Origin of the sequence: Commensalibacter communis (assembly GCF_947179105.1) — a bacterium.
In the GTDB taxonomy this organism is placed as follows: domain Bacteria; phylum Pseudomonadota; class Alphaproteobacteria; order Acetobacterales; family Acetobacteraceae; genus Commensalibacter; species Commensalibacter communis.
On the sequence record NZ_CAMXCK010000011.1, the window covers coordinates 1 to 18,279 of the forward strand.

Consider the following 18,279-nt stretch of genomic DNA (forward strand, 5'->3'; position numbering starts at 1 on the left):
AGACTGTTTAGGATCAGACTGTTTAGGATCAGACTGTTTAGGATCAGACTGTTTAGGATCAGACTGTTTAGGATCAGACTGTTTAGGATCAATTTGAACTTCATCTGCAAAAGCTTGCTGCAAAGGCGATAATATCGTACCTAGCATTATCGCTATTGCAAGCAATATTTTTAATTCAAACCTAGTAAAATAAACCATAAAACAACTCTAATCCTAAGAAGATTCTCAATTCTAAGTTTTAATCGTAATCACATTAAAAAAATAATAGATAATGATTAAACCTTGCTTCTTCCAACCATTATTCCAAACAATGCGCCAGTCACTCCTATAATAATACCGATAATTCCCATATCTATACCCAAAAATTGCCAATCATCGATAAGAATAGTTCCGTTTCGAATATAGGAATGCCCCAATATCACGCCTTTAAACGCCCACAAGGCACCAATCATTATGCCTAAAAAACCACATAGGATACCAATTGAGCGGTATAGTGATGTATGCTTCGTCTGTTTATCTTTAATCAATATGCGATACTCCATTTTATTCACCAATAAACTGAAATTTAGTGTAAGACTAAGTCAAATATTTGTTCAAAGGTAAGCTATATAAATTCTTATTCAAAATTGATCCCAAAGCATCAGCCAATGCTGGTGCTGAAACAATTGTTCCCAACTCTCCGACCCCTGAAGGATGCTCATTGCTTTTAATGATGTGAACTTCTATTTGCGGTACTTCATTCATATGTAAAACACGATATTGATTAAAGTTACGCTGCACGATCTGACCATTTTGAATTTGCACCTCGTTATACAAAGCAGCGCCTAATCCATAAATAGCACTACTTTCGATTTGTGCAGAAATTTGATCTGGATTGACAGCTAGTCCACAATCAAGCGCAACAATCACGCGATGTAAACGCACCACTGACATGGCTGTAATTTCAGCTTCGACCACTATGGCAATATAACTGCCAAAAACATGCGCCATTGCAAAGCCTCTGCCAATATCTTTGGGAGGTTGCTGTTCCCATTGGGCATGTTGGGCAACCATATCAATGACGGCCATCGCTCGAGCATCTGGTTTTAGCAATTTACGGTATTCGATGGGGTCTTTTTTAGCTTTCTTAGCACATTTATTGATCGTAGATTCCACTACAAAAATATTTCTGGTGGCTCCGTTCCCTTGCCACCAACCAGGAATAATAGATTGAATATCACAATTAGTATAATCTAACTGATAATGTGGAATCCGATATGGAAGAGTATCAATCCCCAATAATAAATCAGGATCCATGCCTTCTTTTGATAATAATGATTTATCCCAAAAAGCAGTTACAGATGGGCCTATGATACGATGCTTGACTGCTGTTATTAAACCATCTGCATCGACGCCTGCTTCAATTTGATCCAAATAAGGTGGACGGACATGATCTTGAACAAAATCCTCTTCTCTCGACCAAACACATTTTAGAGGATAAGTGACTTTCTGTGCGAATTGAACAGCTTGCAAAATATATTCATCATTCAAACGCCGACCAAAACTGCCACCAACAAAGACATTATGAAAATATATCTCTTTTGTATCTCTTTTTAATAGTGCTGCAACTTTATCCCTTGTCCATAAAGGTGTTTGTGAGCAAGACCATATCTCGCATTTTGTTTCATTTATGAATATTGTGCAACTTAGAGGCTCCAACGCAGCATGCAGCAACATTGGCTGTTTATAAGTCCCATTATAAATATGACTTGTAGCATTTAATGAAACTTCAATTTTTTCTGAACTATTATTATATCCAATGATCGCCTGTTGTTCATCCGCAGCTTGATCTAATTGCTTATAAATACTGTCTGTTGTCGCTGCGCTTTGGGAACCATAATCCCACTCAATAACCAATTGCTTGGCGGCTTTGGAAGCAATCCAGAAATTTTCTGCAATAATACAAACAATATTCTCTAAAGATACTATATCAATAACACCTTGTATCTGTTTTGCATTCTTATCATCAAGATGTGCTAATTTTCCACCCACTACAGGACAAGCAATCATTAACCCTGTTCTTATCGCTGGAACAGATGGATCTTCAAGATGAATATCTGTTGCGTAGATTGCTTTGCCTTTAATTTTCTCAGATGTATCTACACGTGGTTGAGATTTACCAATCAAACGATAGTCTTCTGTTTTTTTTAATGGGACTTCATTGGGTATCGATAAATTATAAATATTATGTAAAAATTGTGCGTAAGGCGTCTGTTGACCATTTTGGCCATAAATTTGACCTGCTTTGGCATGACACTGGTTGATATCTATTTTCCAAGATTGTGCAGCCGCTTGCAGTAACATCGTACGTAATATTGCTGCTGATTGTTGCAAGGGGAACCAATCTTTTTGAGTTGATCCAGATCCCCAAGTGACTTCAGTCACTTCCCCTTTTATAATATATTCTGGGTTTGGCAAAGCAGCATCAACCTTGATTGCTGATAACTCAACTTCCAACTCTTCTGCCAAAAGCATCGCTGCTGCTGTATAAATTCCCTGCCCAAATTCAATATCAGGAATATGAAACAAAATTTGATTATTTGATGTAATTTCAATATACGCGTTATGATACTCATTATTTGATGGTGTGTTGACGCTATGATGTGGATCATCTTCTGACTTCGATGTAACAATTTTGTCTTGCGCTTTTGCTAGTACTGGCAAAGAAACACCCAAGATCAATGCACCTGTCTTCGTGAAAAAAGCACGTCTGGATAAATTACTCATCTTCTGTACTCCCCACTGCAACTTTGATCGCATTGCGAATACGCTGATACATACCACAACGACAGACATGTCCCGATAAAGCACGATTAATTTCTTCTTTGCTTGGCTTTTCTTTTTCATGTAACAAAGCAATTGCAGCCATAATCTGACCTGGTTGACAGTAACCACATTGTGTTGGCTGCTTCTCAACCCAACCATCAAGTATCTTTTGAGCAATTGGATCATTATCCAATCCCTCTATGGTAATAATCAATTGATTGCCAATGGATCCCACTGGTAAAGAACAAGACCGAACTGGTTTCCCGTCTAAATGCACCGTACAAGCGCCACATTCACCAATGCCACAGCCATATTTGGTGCCTGTTAAACCCATTACATCACGTAAAACCCATAATAACGGCATATCATCAGAAACGTCTAAACGAACTATTTTATTGTTTATATTTAATTCAACCATTCCGTTCTAAATCTTTTATTTTTTACGTCAAACAGAGTAACCGAACATAAAGGAAAATTCAAACTTTCCTCTATGAACAATTACTTTATGATCTGAACTTTACTGAAAAGGATCTTTTTCACTATCTTCATTAGCCTTAGGCTGATTTTTCGGCTGTTTCTGATCCTCTTTCTTTTGTTTATCTTTTTTCGCCTCATTAGAAACAGAGCCCCCTTCAGGTGGCTTTTCTATTGCAAGAGGATTGTATTCTAACAAAGGAAGATTATTATCCACGACAATATCGCCCTCAGGACGATGGCGTGCATAATCTATCTGTATCAAATTATGACGAACAATAGAGTATTCAGATATTAATCGTTTGAATACATCGATAGGCATGGTCAATAAATAACCAAAACGCAAAGAGCGATATATTGATTCCGTTCTTTTCTTATTACCGATGATCTCTTTTGCCCCTAATATATCCCCTGAACCAAATGTAAAGACTTTATCTTCGACATGTGTTTCGAATAATCCGTTACTAATAAAGAATACATTTTTAATTCGTTCTCCACGAGAGAAAATCCTCTCACCAGGCGAAACAAAATAAATAGACATCGACATCGAAATATCATACAAAACAGCTTGAGGAACGCCTCTAAGGCAAGGAAGCTCCTGAACGCGTTGCTCAATACCACTCTTTAAATTGAATTTCAAAGAACGATTATACCGCGCAAACCGCTTTTCAACAGCTTTTTCTAACTCTTGATATAACTCTTCACTGATCAGAGTTTCTGTATGCAAATCATCATATTCTTCGTTTTCAAACCTTAACGCAACCATTTGCAAGAAACGTGCTTCCAAGGCTTCAATATATCCTTGATAATGCATTCTCATCGTTTCCAAGGCATCATCCAACATACGATTTTGTCTGTCTAGCACTTCAGAAACAATATCCGCCACACGTGATCCCAACGTCGGCTCAATTTTGCGTTTAACAAAACGAGTTAACGATATAGCAACAAATCTTGAAATCAACAAAATCTCAAAACGTTCCATCATACAATACATCAACGGACGATCTATATGTAGTCTGCGATGAATACTTTGAGCCATTCGAAACCGTAAAGGCGGATGTAATCGTTTATGCATTTCCTTTACATATCCATAGCGACCATCTTGCCAAGCACCATCAAGAGCAGCTTCAGCTGATCTTAACAATGTTTCCATCACCCTTCTGGGTAAGCCTTGCATACGGAATAAATCAAGCAAAATTGAACGCTCTTGCGCAGCAATGGTAATCAAAGCCAATGTAATTTGTTGACGATTGCCCAAAGCGGTATCAAACGTATTCGCTTCTTGCTCGTCCTCAATTCGTCTTTCAAGACCTTCAATCACATATCCTGTAATACGATTATTAAAACCAAATTCATTGGCTGTACGTCTTGTTTTATCTCTAACTCTTCCTAAACCAATACCTAATATCTGATGGCGCACGGCCTGATCGATCGGGGTTAGTTCATTTAGTCGGAAATAAACAACCACGGCACGTAAAGTCGTTCCATTAACTAACAATGTAATTAATACAAACCCCGTTGCGATGATTCCAACAAAATGAGATATCGGTGTTGAAACCAACTCATTTTCAGTAACAGCCAATGCCAATGCCAGCGTGATTGCGCCGCGCAATCCCCCCCACACCATTGTTGCTTTGAAGGGTGTAGGAATAGGCGGAGAAATCTTTGTTGCCGCTAGAATAGGTAACATCCCAAAAACAACAACTGCACGTGCGATCAATCCTGCAATTGTAGCAATTAGAATCAATACACAATCCCACTTGGTCATCCCAATTAACAAACGAGGCACCAACATGGAGGCTAGGACAAACAACAATGACCCTGCCCAAAAAACAATCTGTTGCCAAATCTCGTTTAAAAAACGCCAAGTTTGAGGGCGAAATGTCGACGGCCCGTATGCGGAAAGCGTAAGCCCTGCTGCTGCTGCTGCAACAACACCAGAGAAACCAATAATTTCGTCACAAACAATATAAGAAATGTAAGGCAAAGCCACTGTTAATGTAATTTCAGCAGCCCGTCCTGAAGTAGACCCTAGTGCCACAATCATCCATAAAGAGAGACGTGCAAAAATAAAGCCAACAACCACTGCCCCAGCAAACGAAACCAGAATACTAATTGCAGAGCTCATTAAATGAACTTCTTTATGCGCGATAATGGCTGCTGTTAATGTGGAGAAAATGGAAATTGCTGCCGCGTCGTTTAATAAAGATTCACCCTCAACCAAACGGGTTAATCGTGTCGCAGCACCGATCTCTTTAAAAATCCCAGCGACTGCGGACGGATCCGTTGTTGCAACAATAGAACCCACCAATAAACAAACAATCAAAGGCATTCCAGAAAACGGATACAGAGCCAGCCCAATCATAGCCGTCGACAGCACGACAGCCACAATAGCCAATAACAACACAGTACCCATTTCATGGTAAAGTCTTCGCACATCAATGGCCAATCCCGCTTGGAATACCAAGATTGGCAAAAAGATTAAAAGAAACCCCTCACTATTGATTGGGAAATCTAATAAGACCTCTGCGGCAGTATCGAAAATATAAATATGGGAACTATGCAATACAATATCTGCAACGCCCCCTAAAATAATCCCTACGATCGCCAACAGAACTGTTTCTGATAACTCAATACGTTTGGCCAAAGGCTGAACCGCACTGACGATGACTAAGAGGATGGCTGTTGCTAATAAAACAGTAGCCAGACCAGTAACTGGCATATTAGTCTCTCTCCGCTTTAAATAATTAATATAATGTTTGTATTTTATAAATGTATTATAAACAGAGAAATTATTCAAACAATCTGTTTATTCAGATTGTGTTGATCGTATATAATGTTCGGTTATGAAATTATTGTCCTTGCTTAAAATACTTTTCAATTTGTTTATATATCATATTTTATACATAATAAGAATTATAAATTTCATTACAATTTATTTCATAAATTTTATAGCCTCTTATATAGCTTCTATTTCAGTTTATTATGAAATTAATTTTTTGTTTTAAATCACTTCAAATTGTTAAAATAATCTTTAATTAAATACTATCATGGAACGAAATTTATCTTTTATCGTCCAAATACCAAATATCCCTGTATCATTCTTAAAAGATACAGGGATATTTTATAAAGATTTATGCTATTTTCTTATTGAGTTCGGACGTCAAATCCAACCCAATCGCTTTGGCATATTCAGTTGGAATAACATGCCAGAAATGTTGCACAATATTTTGCCATTCATGTAACAATGACATCGCATAGTGACTTTCAGTTTCCTCTGCATGACGTTCTATGTGTTGACGTAAAACATCCTCCCATTTTGGATCTGCAATTCGCTGCCACATTAATGTTTCGGAATTGACACATTTTTCGAATTGCGCATGTGGATCATAAATAAAAGCCATCCCTCCTGTAAAGCCAGCCCCAAAATTGACGCCAATTTCACCCAGAATAACGACCGTTCCACCTGTCATATATTCACACCCATTTGCACCACACCCTTCAATCACAGCAGTGGCGCCAGAGTTACGAACAGCAAAACGTTCACCAGCAATCCCCGCAGCATACAGACTGCCAGAGGTTGCACCATATAAGACTGTATTACCAATAATCATATTATGTTGAGAAATTAATTTCGTTTCAGGAACTGGACGCACCACAATCGTCGCACCAGATAGACCCTTACCAACATAATCATTCGCATCGCCAAACACTTCAAGTTTCAACCCTTGAACTGCAAAAGCTCCCAAAGATTGACCCGCTGAACCGCTAAGACGCACAGTCAAATGATCTTCTGCCAACCCTTTCATGCCAAAACGACGTGTAATTTTGGATGAAATCTTCGTTCCAATTGCACGGTAAGTATTCTGCACATTATAACGCAATTGCATTTTCTCACCATGCTCAAATAATGGTTGAGCATCAACAATCATTTGTGCATCCAACGTCTCTGGAACTTCGTTTCGACCCTCACGCGTGCAATATCTTTCATACGGACCTGCATCCACCCGAGCCAACAAAGAGTTTAAGTCTAGATCATCAAGATAAGATGCACCACGCAGAACTTGCCTTAACAAATCAGTGCGTCCAATAATTTCTTTCAACGAAGAAAAACCAAGGGAGGCAAGAATATTACGAACATCTTCCGCAATGAAAGAGAATAAGTTAATAACACGATCCGCACCATCTTGGACGAACTTTTTACGTAGTTCTTCATCTTGAGTACAGACACCGACAGGACAAGTATTAGAGTGACATTGACGCACCATAATACAACCCATCGCAATTAAACTAAGCGTTCCAATACCAAATTCTTCAGCACCCAACATCGCTGCGATCACAACGTCACGACCCGTTTTAATCCCACCATCAACACGCAAAGTAATCCGATGACGTAAACGGTTCAGCATTAACACTTGATGTGCTTCAGCCAAGCCCATTTCCCAAGGAATACCACCATATTTAATCGATGTTTGAGCAGAAGCCCCTGTTCCACCATTATGACCAGAAATCAAAATCGTATCTGCCTTAGCTTTCGCAACTCCAGCAGCAATCGTTCCAATTCCAGACGATGCGACCAACTTAACCGCAACCGTAGCATCAGGATTGATTTGTTTTAAATCATAAATAAGCTGAGCCAAATCTTCAATAGAGTAAATATCATGATGAGGCGGTGGAGAAATTAAGGTTACCCCAGGCACAGCATGGCGTAATTTACCAATTAACTCGGTAACTTTAAACCCTGGCAACTGACCACCCTCACCTGGTTTAGCCCCTTGAGCCACTTTAATCTCAATCTCACGACAATTATTCAAATATTCCGCCGTTACTCCAAAGCGACCTGATGCAACTTGCTTAATCGCTGATGACGCATTGTCGCCATTAAGACGAGGTTTATATCGACTTGCGTCTTCACCACCTTCACCGGAATCAGAACGAGCCCCAATACGATTCATCGCAATCGCCAAGGTTTCATGAGCCTCTGGACTTAATGCTCCTAACGAAATACCCGGAGAAATCAAACGACGGCGTAATTGAGTAATATTCTCTACAGATTCAACTGGAATAGGTTTATTAGAAGACTGAAAATCTAATAAATCGCGCAACGCCATCGGAGGTTGTTCTTTGATGGCTTCAAGATATTGTTGATATAGAGGCCAACTGTCTTTTTCCACCGCTTGTTGGATTAGTTTAATCACATCCCCATTCAGCGCGTGCTTTTCACCTTGTTGACGCCATTTATATAATCCACCAATTGGCAAGATCTTAACATTTGGATCCCATGCTTTTTCATGAAAAGTGCTGACATTATGAGCAATCCCTGACAACCCAATCCCTGAAATACGAGAAGACATTCCTGGGAAGAATTCTGCCACCAAAGCACGAGACAACCCAATCGCTTCAAAATTATATCCACCACGATAAGAAGCAACGACAGAAATTCCCATCTTTGCCATAATTTTAAGCAAGCCTTTATCGACAGCTTTACAATAACGTTGCATGGCTTCACGCAGAGAAACATCACCAAATAAACCTTTTTTATGACGATCTGCAATACATTCTTGCGCCAAATAAGCATTGACGGTTGTTGCACCCACACCAATCAATACGGCAATCGAATGAACGTCTAATGTATCCGCTGAACGCACATTTAATGACGTGAATGTGCGAAGCGATTGGCGAACCAAATGGGTATGTACTGCTGCAGTTGCCAAAACCATTGGAATTTGTGCAAGTTCTTTGGTTTGTTTTTCATCGGTTAAGAATACATGAGTGCACCCAGCCCGGACAGCTTCTTCAGCTTCGAAACAAATACGAGCAATCGCATCACGTAACCCTTGTTCCCCTTCAGTAACCGTGAAATTACAATCAATCGTTACACCCGTTTTTCCACAAAATTCTTGCAGTGCACTAAATTCACTGGTGGTTAATACAGGACTAGATAATTGCAACATCTGACACTGTTCAGAAGTTTGATCCAGAATATTCCCTAAATTACCCAAGCGTGTGCTGAGAGTCATCACCTGAGTTTCGCGTAAACTATCAATAGGCGGATTAGTTACTTGACTAAACCGTTGTCGAAAATAATGGGACAATCCACGATAACGATCACTTAACACCGCTAATGGCGTATCATCCCCCATAGAGCCTATCGCTTCAGCAGCAGTTTCAACCATTGGTTGTAAAACGGTTTCTAAATCTTCAATGCTGATCCCTACCGCCAGTTGTCTTCTGCGTAATTCTTCTGAAGGAAATAAATGCGTTTCAGTTTCTTGATCCCTCACGATTGATGTGATTTGCTGAGTATTTTTTACCCATTCACTATAATCATGACGTTGCACTAACATGTCGGTAATATCATTTGGTTTATATAATTTGCAAGTCTGCATATTAAACCCAATGGTTTGCCCTGGTCCTAGACGCCCTTTTTCCAAAACATCTGGTTCTGGCACACGTACCATCCCAGTTTCAGAACCCAAAATCATTAAATTATTTGTCGTGATTGTATAACGCAAGGGACGCAATCCGTTACGATCCAAACCTGCAATCACCCAGTTGCCATCCGTTCCACATAATGCTGCTGGACCATCCCAAGGTTCCATTACGGCATTAGAATAACTATACATATCTCTCACTTTTTGAGTTAAGTGATTTTGCATCCCCATTGCAGGAGGAATCATCAATGCCTTAACAGTTGGTGCATCACGCCCCGCAAAAGTCAATAATTCAAACACATTATCCAAAGCCGCTGTATCAGAACCATTAAACTGAATAACGGGTTTTAAATCAGCCATATAAGCATCAAGATCAGGATGAGACAAACGGGTCTCGTGGCTTTTCATCCAGTTGATATTTCCTGATAAAGTATTGATCTCACCATTATGTGCAATTTTTCTGAATGGTTGCGCCAATTTCCAGGTTGGGAATGTATTAGTTGAATAACGTTGATGATAAATCGCAAAGCGACTTACAAAGCGTTCATCCAATAAATCAGGATAAAAATCGGCGACGTTCTCAGCTAAGAACATTCCTTTATAAATGACTGAACGACAAGATAGCGAACAAATATATAAATCGACGTGACTTTCCGTGGCGCGTTTTTCAATTTTACGACGAATAATATATAAATTACGTTCGAATTCCTCTTCTGAATGATTTTTAGTATTACTAATTAAAATTTGTTCAATTTCAGGGCGAGTTGCATTGGCTTTTTCACCAATACAATCGGTATTAATTGGCACTTGACGCCATCCATAGATTGAATATCCAAATGCAATAATTTCGGTTTCAACAATTTGACGACAACGTTCTTGGCTGGCTAGATCATTTTTTGGCAAAAATACCATTCCAACAGCCAAATCACCTTCTTTGACGTGATGATGACCGCTGCGAATGGATTTTAAAAAGAAATCCTGACAAATTTCAACATGGATCCCAGCACCATCGCCTGTCTTACCATCAGCATCCACAGCTCCTCTGTGCCATAATGCTTTTAAAGCTGTTAACCCAGCTTCAACAACATCACGACGTTTTTTACCATCCAGCGAAACAACAAATCCTACACCACAAGCATCATGTTCTTGATCCTGAGAATATACCCCTGCACGCTCAAGAATTGCTTCGTTTCTTTTTCTATCTTCAATATAATTCGTATCACTCATCTGTTTATCCGCCTATAGATGATAAAACCCCGCCATTCTTTGGGCTGGCTTTTGTTAATTGAATAATTCGTTAAGGTTTTTTTAGAACAAATTTATTGTTCTTTTAACCATTTCGCAATTTGCAACGCCGCATCCTGACCATCGCGCACTGCCCACACAACCAAGCTAGCACCACGCACAATATCGCCACCTGCAAAAATGCCATCAATAGAGGTCATAAATTTCTGCCGATCAACGCTGACTGTACCATATTTAGACGCTTTTAAATTGGCATCGTTCCATAATTCGGACAAGGGTTCTGGATCAAATCCCAATGCTTTAATCACCATATCTGCAGGCAATGTAAAATGACTATCGTCAATAATGCGAACACTTTGACGTCCGCCCGCATCTGGTAACCCTAATTCGGTTCTTAATGCACGAATAGATTCAATTTTTTCATTGCCAATAAATGCTTCTGGTGCTGCTTGCCAAATAAATTCTACACCTTCTTCTTCCGCATTTTTAACTTCGCGCATAGAGCCTGGCATATTAGCTTTGTCACGACGATATAAACATTTAACTGATTTTGCGCCTTGACGAATGGCTGTGCGTAAACAATCCATTGCCGTATCACCACCACCAACAACAATTACATCCTTGCCTTTGGCATCCATGTCGGCTGTTAAGGCTTTGTCGGTTTGTTGTGAAGACATTAAATAATCCAATGCTTGCACAACACCACTCAAATGGCTTCCTAATAATTTAACTTCTTTCTTCTGATAAACACCTGTTGCAATGAACACAGCATCATGTTTCTGACGCAAATCAGCAAAAGAGATTGTTCCCTCGCCTGTTTGATCCGCAATATTCGTATTAAAATGAAAAACAACATTTGAGTCTTCTAGCCATTTTTGACGTCTTGCAACGACTTCTTTTTCAAGTTTAAACGTCGGAATACCATAAGTTAGCAATCCGCCTGCGCGATCATAACGATCATAAATATGGACTTGATACCCTTTTTGACGTAATACCACCGCAGCAGCCAATCCACATGGGCCAGCCCCCACAATCCCGACAGATTGAGTTTGCTCTTGTGCAGGAACAACTGGTTGAATCAATCCATTTTCGAAAGCATGATCGGTAATATATGCCTCAACCGCACCAATAGTTACACTTTTAAATCCTGGCTCGATGACGCAACTGCCTTCACATAACCGATCTTGTGGACAAATGCGACCACAAATTTCTGGAAAACTATTCGTCTCAGAAGATAACGCATAGGCTTCTTCTAAACGATTTTCAACGGTAAGTTTTAACCAGTCAGGAATATAATTGGATAACGGGCATTTTGTTGAACAAAAAGGAACGCCGCATTGAGAACAACGACTGGCTTGTGTTTTTGCTTGTTCATCTGAAAACCGACGATATGTTTCCATGAAATCGGTTTTACGTATTCCTGCCGGCCGTTTTTCAGGTTGCTGTTGATCGAGAGAAATAAATTTTAACATAACATTAGGCATAATATTACCATCGCCTTTACGATTACAAAATCAATTACACCTAATGTTTATTCTATTCCTCGATCAAATAAAAGACAGTAATGCTGACCTATTGTTAAAATAATTTAAAAAAAGATTATTTTATAGTATTTTATTGCTCAATCCGATGCTGTAAGCGTTTTAATTCCGTAAAATCATTAATAGAACGATAACAATATAAATAAATTGGGGCGATCATTTCTATTGGTGTTGGCACTATTCCCAAAGCCAATAAACCATTTTCATTTTGACTTGATACAGAATCATATTCCATCATATTCAGCAACGCTGGCGTCATAATAGCACCAGGCATAAATTGCAATGTAAATGCCATTAATCGAATCAAAGCTGGACTTAATCCACTGACATCATTACCTGTTCTGAGCCATCCGACCAACCAGCTCATTAATTCGCGGTTGGTATAAATTTCTGCCCCAGCAATTTCATAAATTTTTCCATCACATTCGACTTGTTGCACAGCCTTCATAACAGCATCAGCAACATCACCCGCATATACAGGTTGTAATTTGGTATTTGCATTATATGCAGGCATAATTGGGAAATAACTGGCGATTAAAGCTAATTTATTTAAAAATTGATCTTCAGGTCCGAAAACAATCCCTGTGCGTAAAACCACAGCAGATGGAAAAGCTTGTAAAACGGCATCTTCGCCTCTTTTCTTACTGACTAAATACGCAGAGCGACTATTTAACTCTGCACCAAGTGCTGAAAAATGAATCAATCGTTTTACACCTGCGGCTGCACTAATCCGTGCAATCGTTTGAGCTGCTTGCACATTATGCAATTCAAGTTTGGATTTATTTTTACCAAATGCAAGCTCTGATACATTAATAACAACTTCTGCGCCTTCTATGGCACGGATAAGCGTGTCTTCTTTATTAACAGAACAATATAGAGGTGTAATTTGTCCAACATTTCCAAAAGGTCTAATCACATTAACCAATGCAGGTTGAGGAACAGCAACGCGAACAACATATCCCGCTTTGACTAGTCGTTCTACGATATAGCCTTCTACGAATTTATTATTCCCAATCACTGTTGCTACTTTACGTGTATCGCTCACTTAGACACTCCTTTAAACAAATATCACAAGATTTTGACTCTAATGTTCTTTATATACTTCTTATACCTCGTATATGTATTGATCAAGATTCAAATAACATAACGGGCTTTAAATATTTCTGAAATTTCTTTTACAAACCCGTGTGAATATTGACCAATATCCTCTGAGTAATCCCAATATTTACTTTAAAAGATTTTGTATATCGGCATAAATATGCTCGGAAACAAATACCCCTTTTTCTTGACTACGCTTGCGTGCTTCGAAACGACGTTGTGAAGGCAATCTGGCCCCTTGATCGACAATAGATTTAAATAATTGTTCAGCACTTGCTTCACTTTTTGAAATATTACCAAGGCCAAACTTGCTTGGATCAAATGCGAAAAGCAATTCACCATGACAAGGCGTGCATTTCTTACCATCATCTAATTTCAGTGATGCCTGGCTAGTTAAATCTTCAATTAAGGACCCTGACATTAACTCAATCATTGTTGATAACGCGCTGCCTTTATACCCACCAAATGTCAACATTGACCCACCATCAATAGCGGCCTTAGCATTGTTCGTTACCTTACCGTCTTTATCAAGTGCAACATTATCCGGTAGATCAGTATTGGTACGATGATGCAGCTCAAGATCTCCCCTAGCAATGGCACTAGTTGCAAAATCGAAAACATAAGGATTTTCTGCATGTTCCCGAGGCCAGCTGAATGCCAGAGGATTTGTTCCTAATACGGGACTGTTACCTCCTGCTGGAGTAACCCAAGCATGACTTGGCGTCATTGCCAGCCCAACCAGATCATGAGCTGCAATCGCTTCTACCTCTGGCCACAAGGCAGAAAAATGGTAACAATGATTAATCTGTAAAGCCGCAATACCCACTTGTTTTGTTTTAATCGCCAGTTGCTCTATTCCTTTTTCAAAAGCGAGTGGCGAAAAAGCATATTGAGCGTCCACTTTGACAATCGATGTTTCATCAATAGTGACTTTGGGTTCTGCTGTTTTAGAGACATGGCCTTGTTGTATCGTATGTGCCAATACCCCTAACCGATAAACACCATGAGAGATACACTCATCTCTTTCACCCGCCAAAATCACTCTGGCGATCGCCTTAGCATGAGCGTCAGATAAGCCATATTTTGAAAGTATCTGAACAGATAAATCATATACTTGATCCAGAGATAAATTGACTTTCTTACTCATGTAATACTATCCTTTAGACTAAATGAAATGATTAATAAATTACTGTTAAAATTATGCCAGCTTAATCCTTACTCTTAAAGGGAAATAAAGCGTCTTAGTCATCAAAACTAATTGACCTCTTGCGATAATTTATATAAAACTCGCTTTACAAGCCCCAATGGCGGAATGGTAGACGCGCAGGTTTCAGGTACCTGTGACCGCAAGGTCGTGGAAGTTCAACTCTTCTTTGGGGCACCAAATATTAAAGAAATCAATAGGTTAAAATATGATTTGGAGTAATATTAAAAATCCATAATAATTTAACCAATTTTAAAGTGATGTATTATTTAGCCTTATTCACCTTTACAATTAACATCATTTTAACATAAGTTGCTTAATATTATATCAAATATATTAATAATACATCATATAGTATTTACTGATGACTATTTATGAAAAATAAGTTTTTATACGTCTTTTTAACAATCTGCTATTTATTCTGTTCTAGCCAACCCAGCCTTTCGGCATCCCAAATTGTCGCCGACAATGCGCTCTGGCGATCCTCTATCAATACAAAATCCCAACAACTAACCATTAATGGTCAAGATAATGATTTCATCATAACTCTTTTCATTTATTCAGGTAGGCAATCTTTATTACAAATCACATATCTTCAAAACAGCAACTTTCTTAAAGATACTTATGCGTTAAATTTCAGCATCGGCACGCAGAATTTCACCTTAAGAAAGCAAAATTCCATCACCAAAAATAATCAAACTTACTTCAAAATTAATTTAACCACTCAGCAATTAAAAATCTTTATTCATGATTTTACCGCTAAAGAAAATGCCTATATCACGATCAATAATGATATTATTCCAATATCATTAACAGGAACCTCTTCAATCGTTTCACGTTTGTTGCAATATTTAGACAAACAACCTATGCCAGAGCTTCCCTCTCCTTTTGGTAAGCTTAGCGCATCTAATACTATTTCTTTATCCGACTTCTCGATATTTCATAACCAACTATTATATGGAATGGGCATTGTTGTATTCCTGCTTTTATTCGGTCGGCCATTAATTAACTTTTTTGTTTCTATTTACAAACGGAGAATGAAAAATCATTCACGTAAAAAAGCCTTGAGAATTGCAAACTATCAAATCAAACAACATGCAAATATTTTATATATCAAACGTGACCAACTTATATACAAAGACGAATATGGCAGTTTGGTCGAAGATAAATGGCTGCAAGAAGTAAACCGTTTTATCAAGTCTAAAATTAAGCCAGGTTTATCCAATTATCAACTTCTCAATTTTTTCCCTCAAATTAAAAAAGAAGTCATAAAGAATATTTTATACACGGCTAAATATCCCCCTAAAAAACAAACAAAAATTTTTCAACGAACAAAGAAAATAAGACACAAATTTTCTCCTAAAATGAATCCTTTTGATTATGAAGTTTATTGTGCAGAACTTTTAAATCAATCTGGATGGGATGCCGAGGTCACTACAGCAAGCGGAGACCAAGGTGCAGATGTAATTGCTGTTAAAAGAGGAATTACGTTAATTATTCAATGTAAATTATATAGCAAACCAGTGGGAAACAAAGCTGTTCAAGAGGTCAATGCTGCGAAAACTTTTTATCATGCGCATTATGCTGCTGTCGTTTCTAATGCTGCCTATACCACTTCTGCACGACAGCTTGCTGCATCTACAAAAGTTGCTTTATTACATCATGAAACATTAGAGAGCTTTGCCAGTTCTTTGACATAAAAAATATTACGATTTGATTTAACAATATAAAAAAGTTTAAATCCAAATAAAAATATCTTGCCTCTAAAAAAAAAAATGGTATGGTGTTCTCCAATTAAAGGCAATCTTTAGGAGAGATGGCCGAGCGGCTTAAGGCGCACGCTTGGAAAGCGTGTGTGCGTTAATAGCGTACCATGGGTTCGAATCCCATTCTCTCCGCCAATATCATAAATTAACTCATTGTTTTGTAAAGATAAATTACCACCACACTCACTATAATACCCCCAACGATACCCCCAATTATTTTCGCTACAAAGCTCTCATTTTATTGAATATTATGCCAATCAGAATCGCTAATTACTTACAATCAGCTCTTTGTTCACCTTGTTTATAATTAATTATCACCCATCAATCGCCTGCTGAAACCGATCGACATTGTCTTGCCAGATGGCTTTGCCTTGGGCGGTGTTATAATATCGTTTGTGATACTGGGCCATTGCGGTGGCATCATTCGCATCGGGTAATGGGATTGGCACTCTGAGGTAAAACACTCGACACATTGCTGCTGCAAAGAAAACATTGCCTGTCATTACCTCTGGTTTGGGAATGCCATTATTATCTGCATTAAAAGCACCTGCTATATTTTTAAGCAAGGCCGCAAGATGGCTGCGTTTTGGATTACTCAGAAAGTTCTTCCAAATATCATTATAGGTTGCTGGCTCCATCTGCATGGCACCTACTGCGGGGCCTTTGCCGAGCTGTTTCACATACGTGTATCCACCAGCATATCCCTCGGCTAAGAATGTGCCTGTGACTTGGTTAATGGCACGCGCGCCACCAAGACCCAGATAATTCAATGCGGGCGTGATAATTTCTTGTTTTAAGTGCGGAATATAAATTCCACCCGTGACCTTACTCATGTTGTTTTCCTTGTGATTTGTAATATATTACTTGATTTTGATATCATCTTTTGATATCTTTTTTTTATGAAAAGAAAGCACCTAAAAACACTTCAATCCATATTTGCTAGACCCGTTCAAGGAAGTATCCGTTGGAAAGATATAGAAGCATTATTTGTTGAATTAGGTGCTGAAATCCAAGAACGTGAAGGATCACGTATTGCTGTAATTTTATTTAACGAGGTGCAGGTCTTTCACCGCCCCCATCCATCCCCTGATACAGACAAAGGAGCTGTTGTAAGCGTAAAAAAATGGTTAGAACGAAACGGAGTAACACCATGAACAATATTATGAACATCGATGGCTTTAAGGCGATCATTACATATGATAATGAAATTGAAATGTTTCGAGGCGAGTTTATTAATCTCAACGGTGGAGCTGATTTTTATGCAAACGACGTTAAAGAGTTGCGCAAAGAAGGTCAGAAATCCTTGCAAACCTACTTAGATGTCTGCAAAGAAAAAGGGATTAATCCCAAGAAAGAATATTCTGGCAAGTTGCCTTTAAGAATATCTCCAGAATTACATTCCCAGCTTGTGGAAGCTTCATTAAGACAGGGAATAAGTATCAATCAAATAGTACAAAATTCATTAAAAGAAACACTCATTTGATCTAGAGTTTTTCGGGACACCAATAAAAACCTATATAAACACCAGTATTTTGCCATTTCTTTTTGGTGAGTATTATTCAGCTTGCTTGTTTCTATCCAATCTTCGAAAAAACAATAACTATCTACCAATCATTCTATGATGAAAGTGTAATGTTTATTCTTAAAAAAGTCTTTGAATTCATTATTAAAAATAGAGTAAATAAGATGAGTTGCTCTATTGATTAATTTTT

13 protein-coding genes and 2 tRNA genes are annotated in these 18,279 nt (G+C 38.5%); 5 read left to right on the forward strand and 10 right to left on the reverse strand.

The window, feature by feature from the left end; genetic code table 11:
- The 9 genes from PQG52_RS10985 to PQG52_RS11025 all read right to left on the reverse strand — a co-directional run.
- A partial coding sequence (locus PQG52_RS10985; RefSeq protein WP_271829530.1) for a hypothetical protein occupies window positions 1–198 on the reverse strand: 198 nt, incomplete at its 3' end.
- Between the two features lie 77 nt (window positions 199–275).
- Window positions 276–527, reverse strand: coding sequence for a hypothetical protein (locus PQG52_RS10990; protein ID WP_271829532.1), 252 nt, complete (start codon window positions 525–527; stop codon window positions 276–278).
- A 49-nt stretch (window positions 528–576) separates the two neighbouring features.
- Window positions 577–2,766: a xanthine dehydrogenase family protein molybdopterin-binding subunit gene (locus PQG52_RS10995; protein WP_271829534.1), complete on the reverse strand. Its 2,190-nt coding sequence runs from the start codon at window positions 2,764–2,766 to the stop codon at window positions 577–579.
- Entirely contained in the window at window positions 2,759–3,223 is a 465-nt protein-coding gene (locus PQG52_RS11000; RefSeq protein WP_271829535.1) for a (2Fe-2S)-binding protein, read from the reverse strand. Before PQG52_RS11000 ends, PQG52_RS10995 begins: the two co-directional genes overlap by 8 nt.
- Window positions 3,224–3,322: 99 nt before the next feature.
- Window positions 3,323–6,001 (reverse strand): cation:proton antiporter, encoded by a 2,679-nt coding sequence (locus PQG52_RS11005; protein ID WP_271829536.1) that lies wholly within the window; start codon window positions 5,999–6,001, stop codon window positions 3,323–3,325.
- A gap of 412 nt (window positions 6,002–6,413) precedes the next feature.
- Window positions 6,414–10,940, reverse strand: a complete 4,527-nt coding sequence (gene gltB / locus PQG52_RS11010) for a glutamate synthase large subunit (protein ID WP_271829537.1) — start codon at window positions 10,938–10,940, stop codon at window positions 6,414–6,416.
- 92 nt (window positions 10,941–11,032) lie between these two features.
- Complete coding sequence (locus PQG52_RS11015; protein WP_271829538.1) at window positions 11,033–12,442, reverse strand: NAD(P)-dependent oxidoreductase; 1,410 nt, start codon at window positions 12,440–12,442, stop codon at window positions 11,033–11,035.
- Between the two features lie 130 nt (window positions 12,443–12,572).
- Window positions 12,573–13,544, reverse strand: a complete 972-nt coding sequence (locus tag PQG52_RS11020) for a complex I NDUFA9 subunit family protein (protein WP_271788627.1) — start codon at window positions 13,542–13,544, stop codon at window positions 12,573–12,575.
- Between the two features lie 180 nt (window positions 13,545–13,724).
- On the reverse strand, window positions 13,725–14,744 hold the full coding sequence (locus PQG52_RS11025) for an Ldh family oxidoreductase (RefSeq protein WP_271829539.1): 1,020 nt from the start codon (window positions 14,742–14,744) through the stop codon (window positions 13,725–13,727).
- Between the two features lie 151 nt (window positions 14,745–14,895).
- Here PQG52_RS11025 and PQG52_RS11030 point away from each other — a divergent pair.
- From PQG52_RS11030 to PQG52_RS11040, 3 genes are all read left to right on the forward strand, one after another.
- Window positions 14,896–14,981, forward strand: a tRNA-Leu gene (locus PQG52_RS11030).
- A gap of 194 nt (window positions 14,982–15,175) precedes the next feature.
- Window positions 15,176–16,501 carry a restriction endonuclease gene (locus PQG52_RS11035; protein WP_271829540.1) on the forward strand — a complete coding sequence of 442 codons (1,326 nt, stop codon included), beginning with the start codon at window positions 15,176–15,178 and terminating at the stop codon, window positions 16,499–16,501.
- 110 nt (window positions 16,502–16,611) lie between these two features.
- Window positions 16,612–16,702, forward strand: a tRNA-Ser gene (locus tag PQG52_RS11040).
- A gap of 179 nt (window positions 16,703–16,881) precedes the next feature.
- Here the strand turns inward: PQG52_RS11040 and PQG52_RS11045 are convergent.
- Complete coding sequence (locus tag PQG52_RS11045) at window positions 16,882–17,400, reverse strand: hypothetical protein (RefSeq protein WP_271829541.1); 519 nt, start codon at window positions 17,398–17,400, stop codon at window positions 16,882–16,884.
- 66 nt (window positions 17,401–17,466) lie between these two features.
- Here PQG52_RS11045 and PQG52_RS11050 point away from each other — a divergent pair, with 66 nt between their 5' ends.
- A complete protein-coding gene (locus PQG52_RS11050) occupies window positions 17,467–17,721 on the forward strand; it encodes a type II toxin-antitoxin system HicA family toxin (RefSeq protein ID WP_271829542.1) in 255 nt (84 codons plus the stop codon).
- Window positions 17,718–18,050 (forward strand): type II toxin-antitoxin system HicB family antitoxin, encoded by a 333-nt coding sequence (locus PQG52_RS11055; protein WP_271829543.1) that lies wholly within the window; start codon window positions 17,718–17,720, stop codon window positions 18,048–18,050. Before PQG52_RS11050 ends, PQG52_RS11055 begins: the two co-directional genes overlap by 4 nt.
- Window positions 18,051–18,279 lie beyond the last annotated feature (229 nt).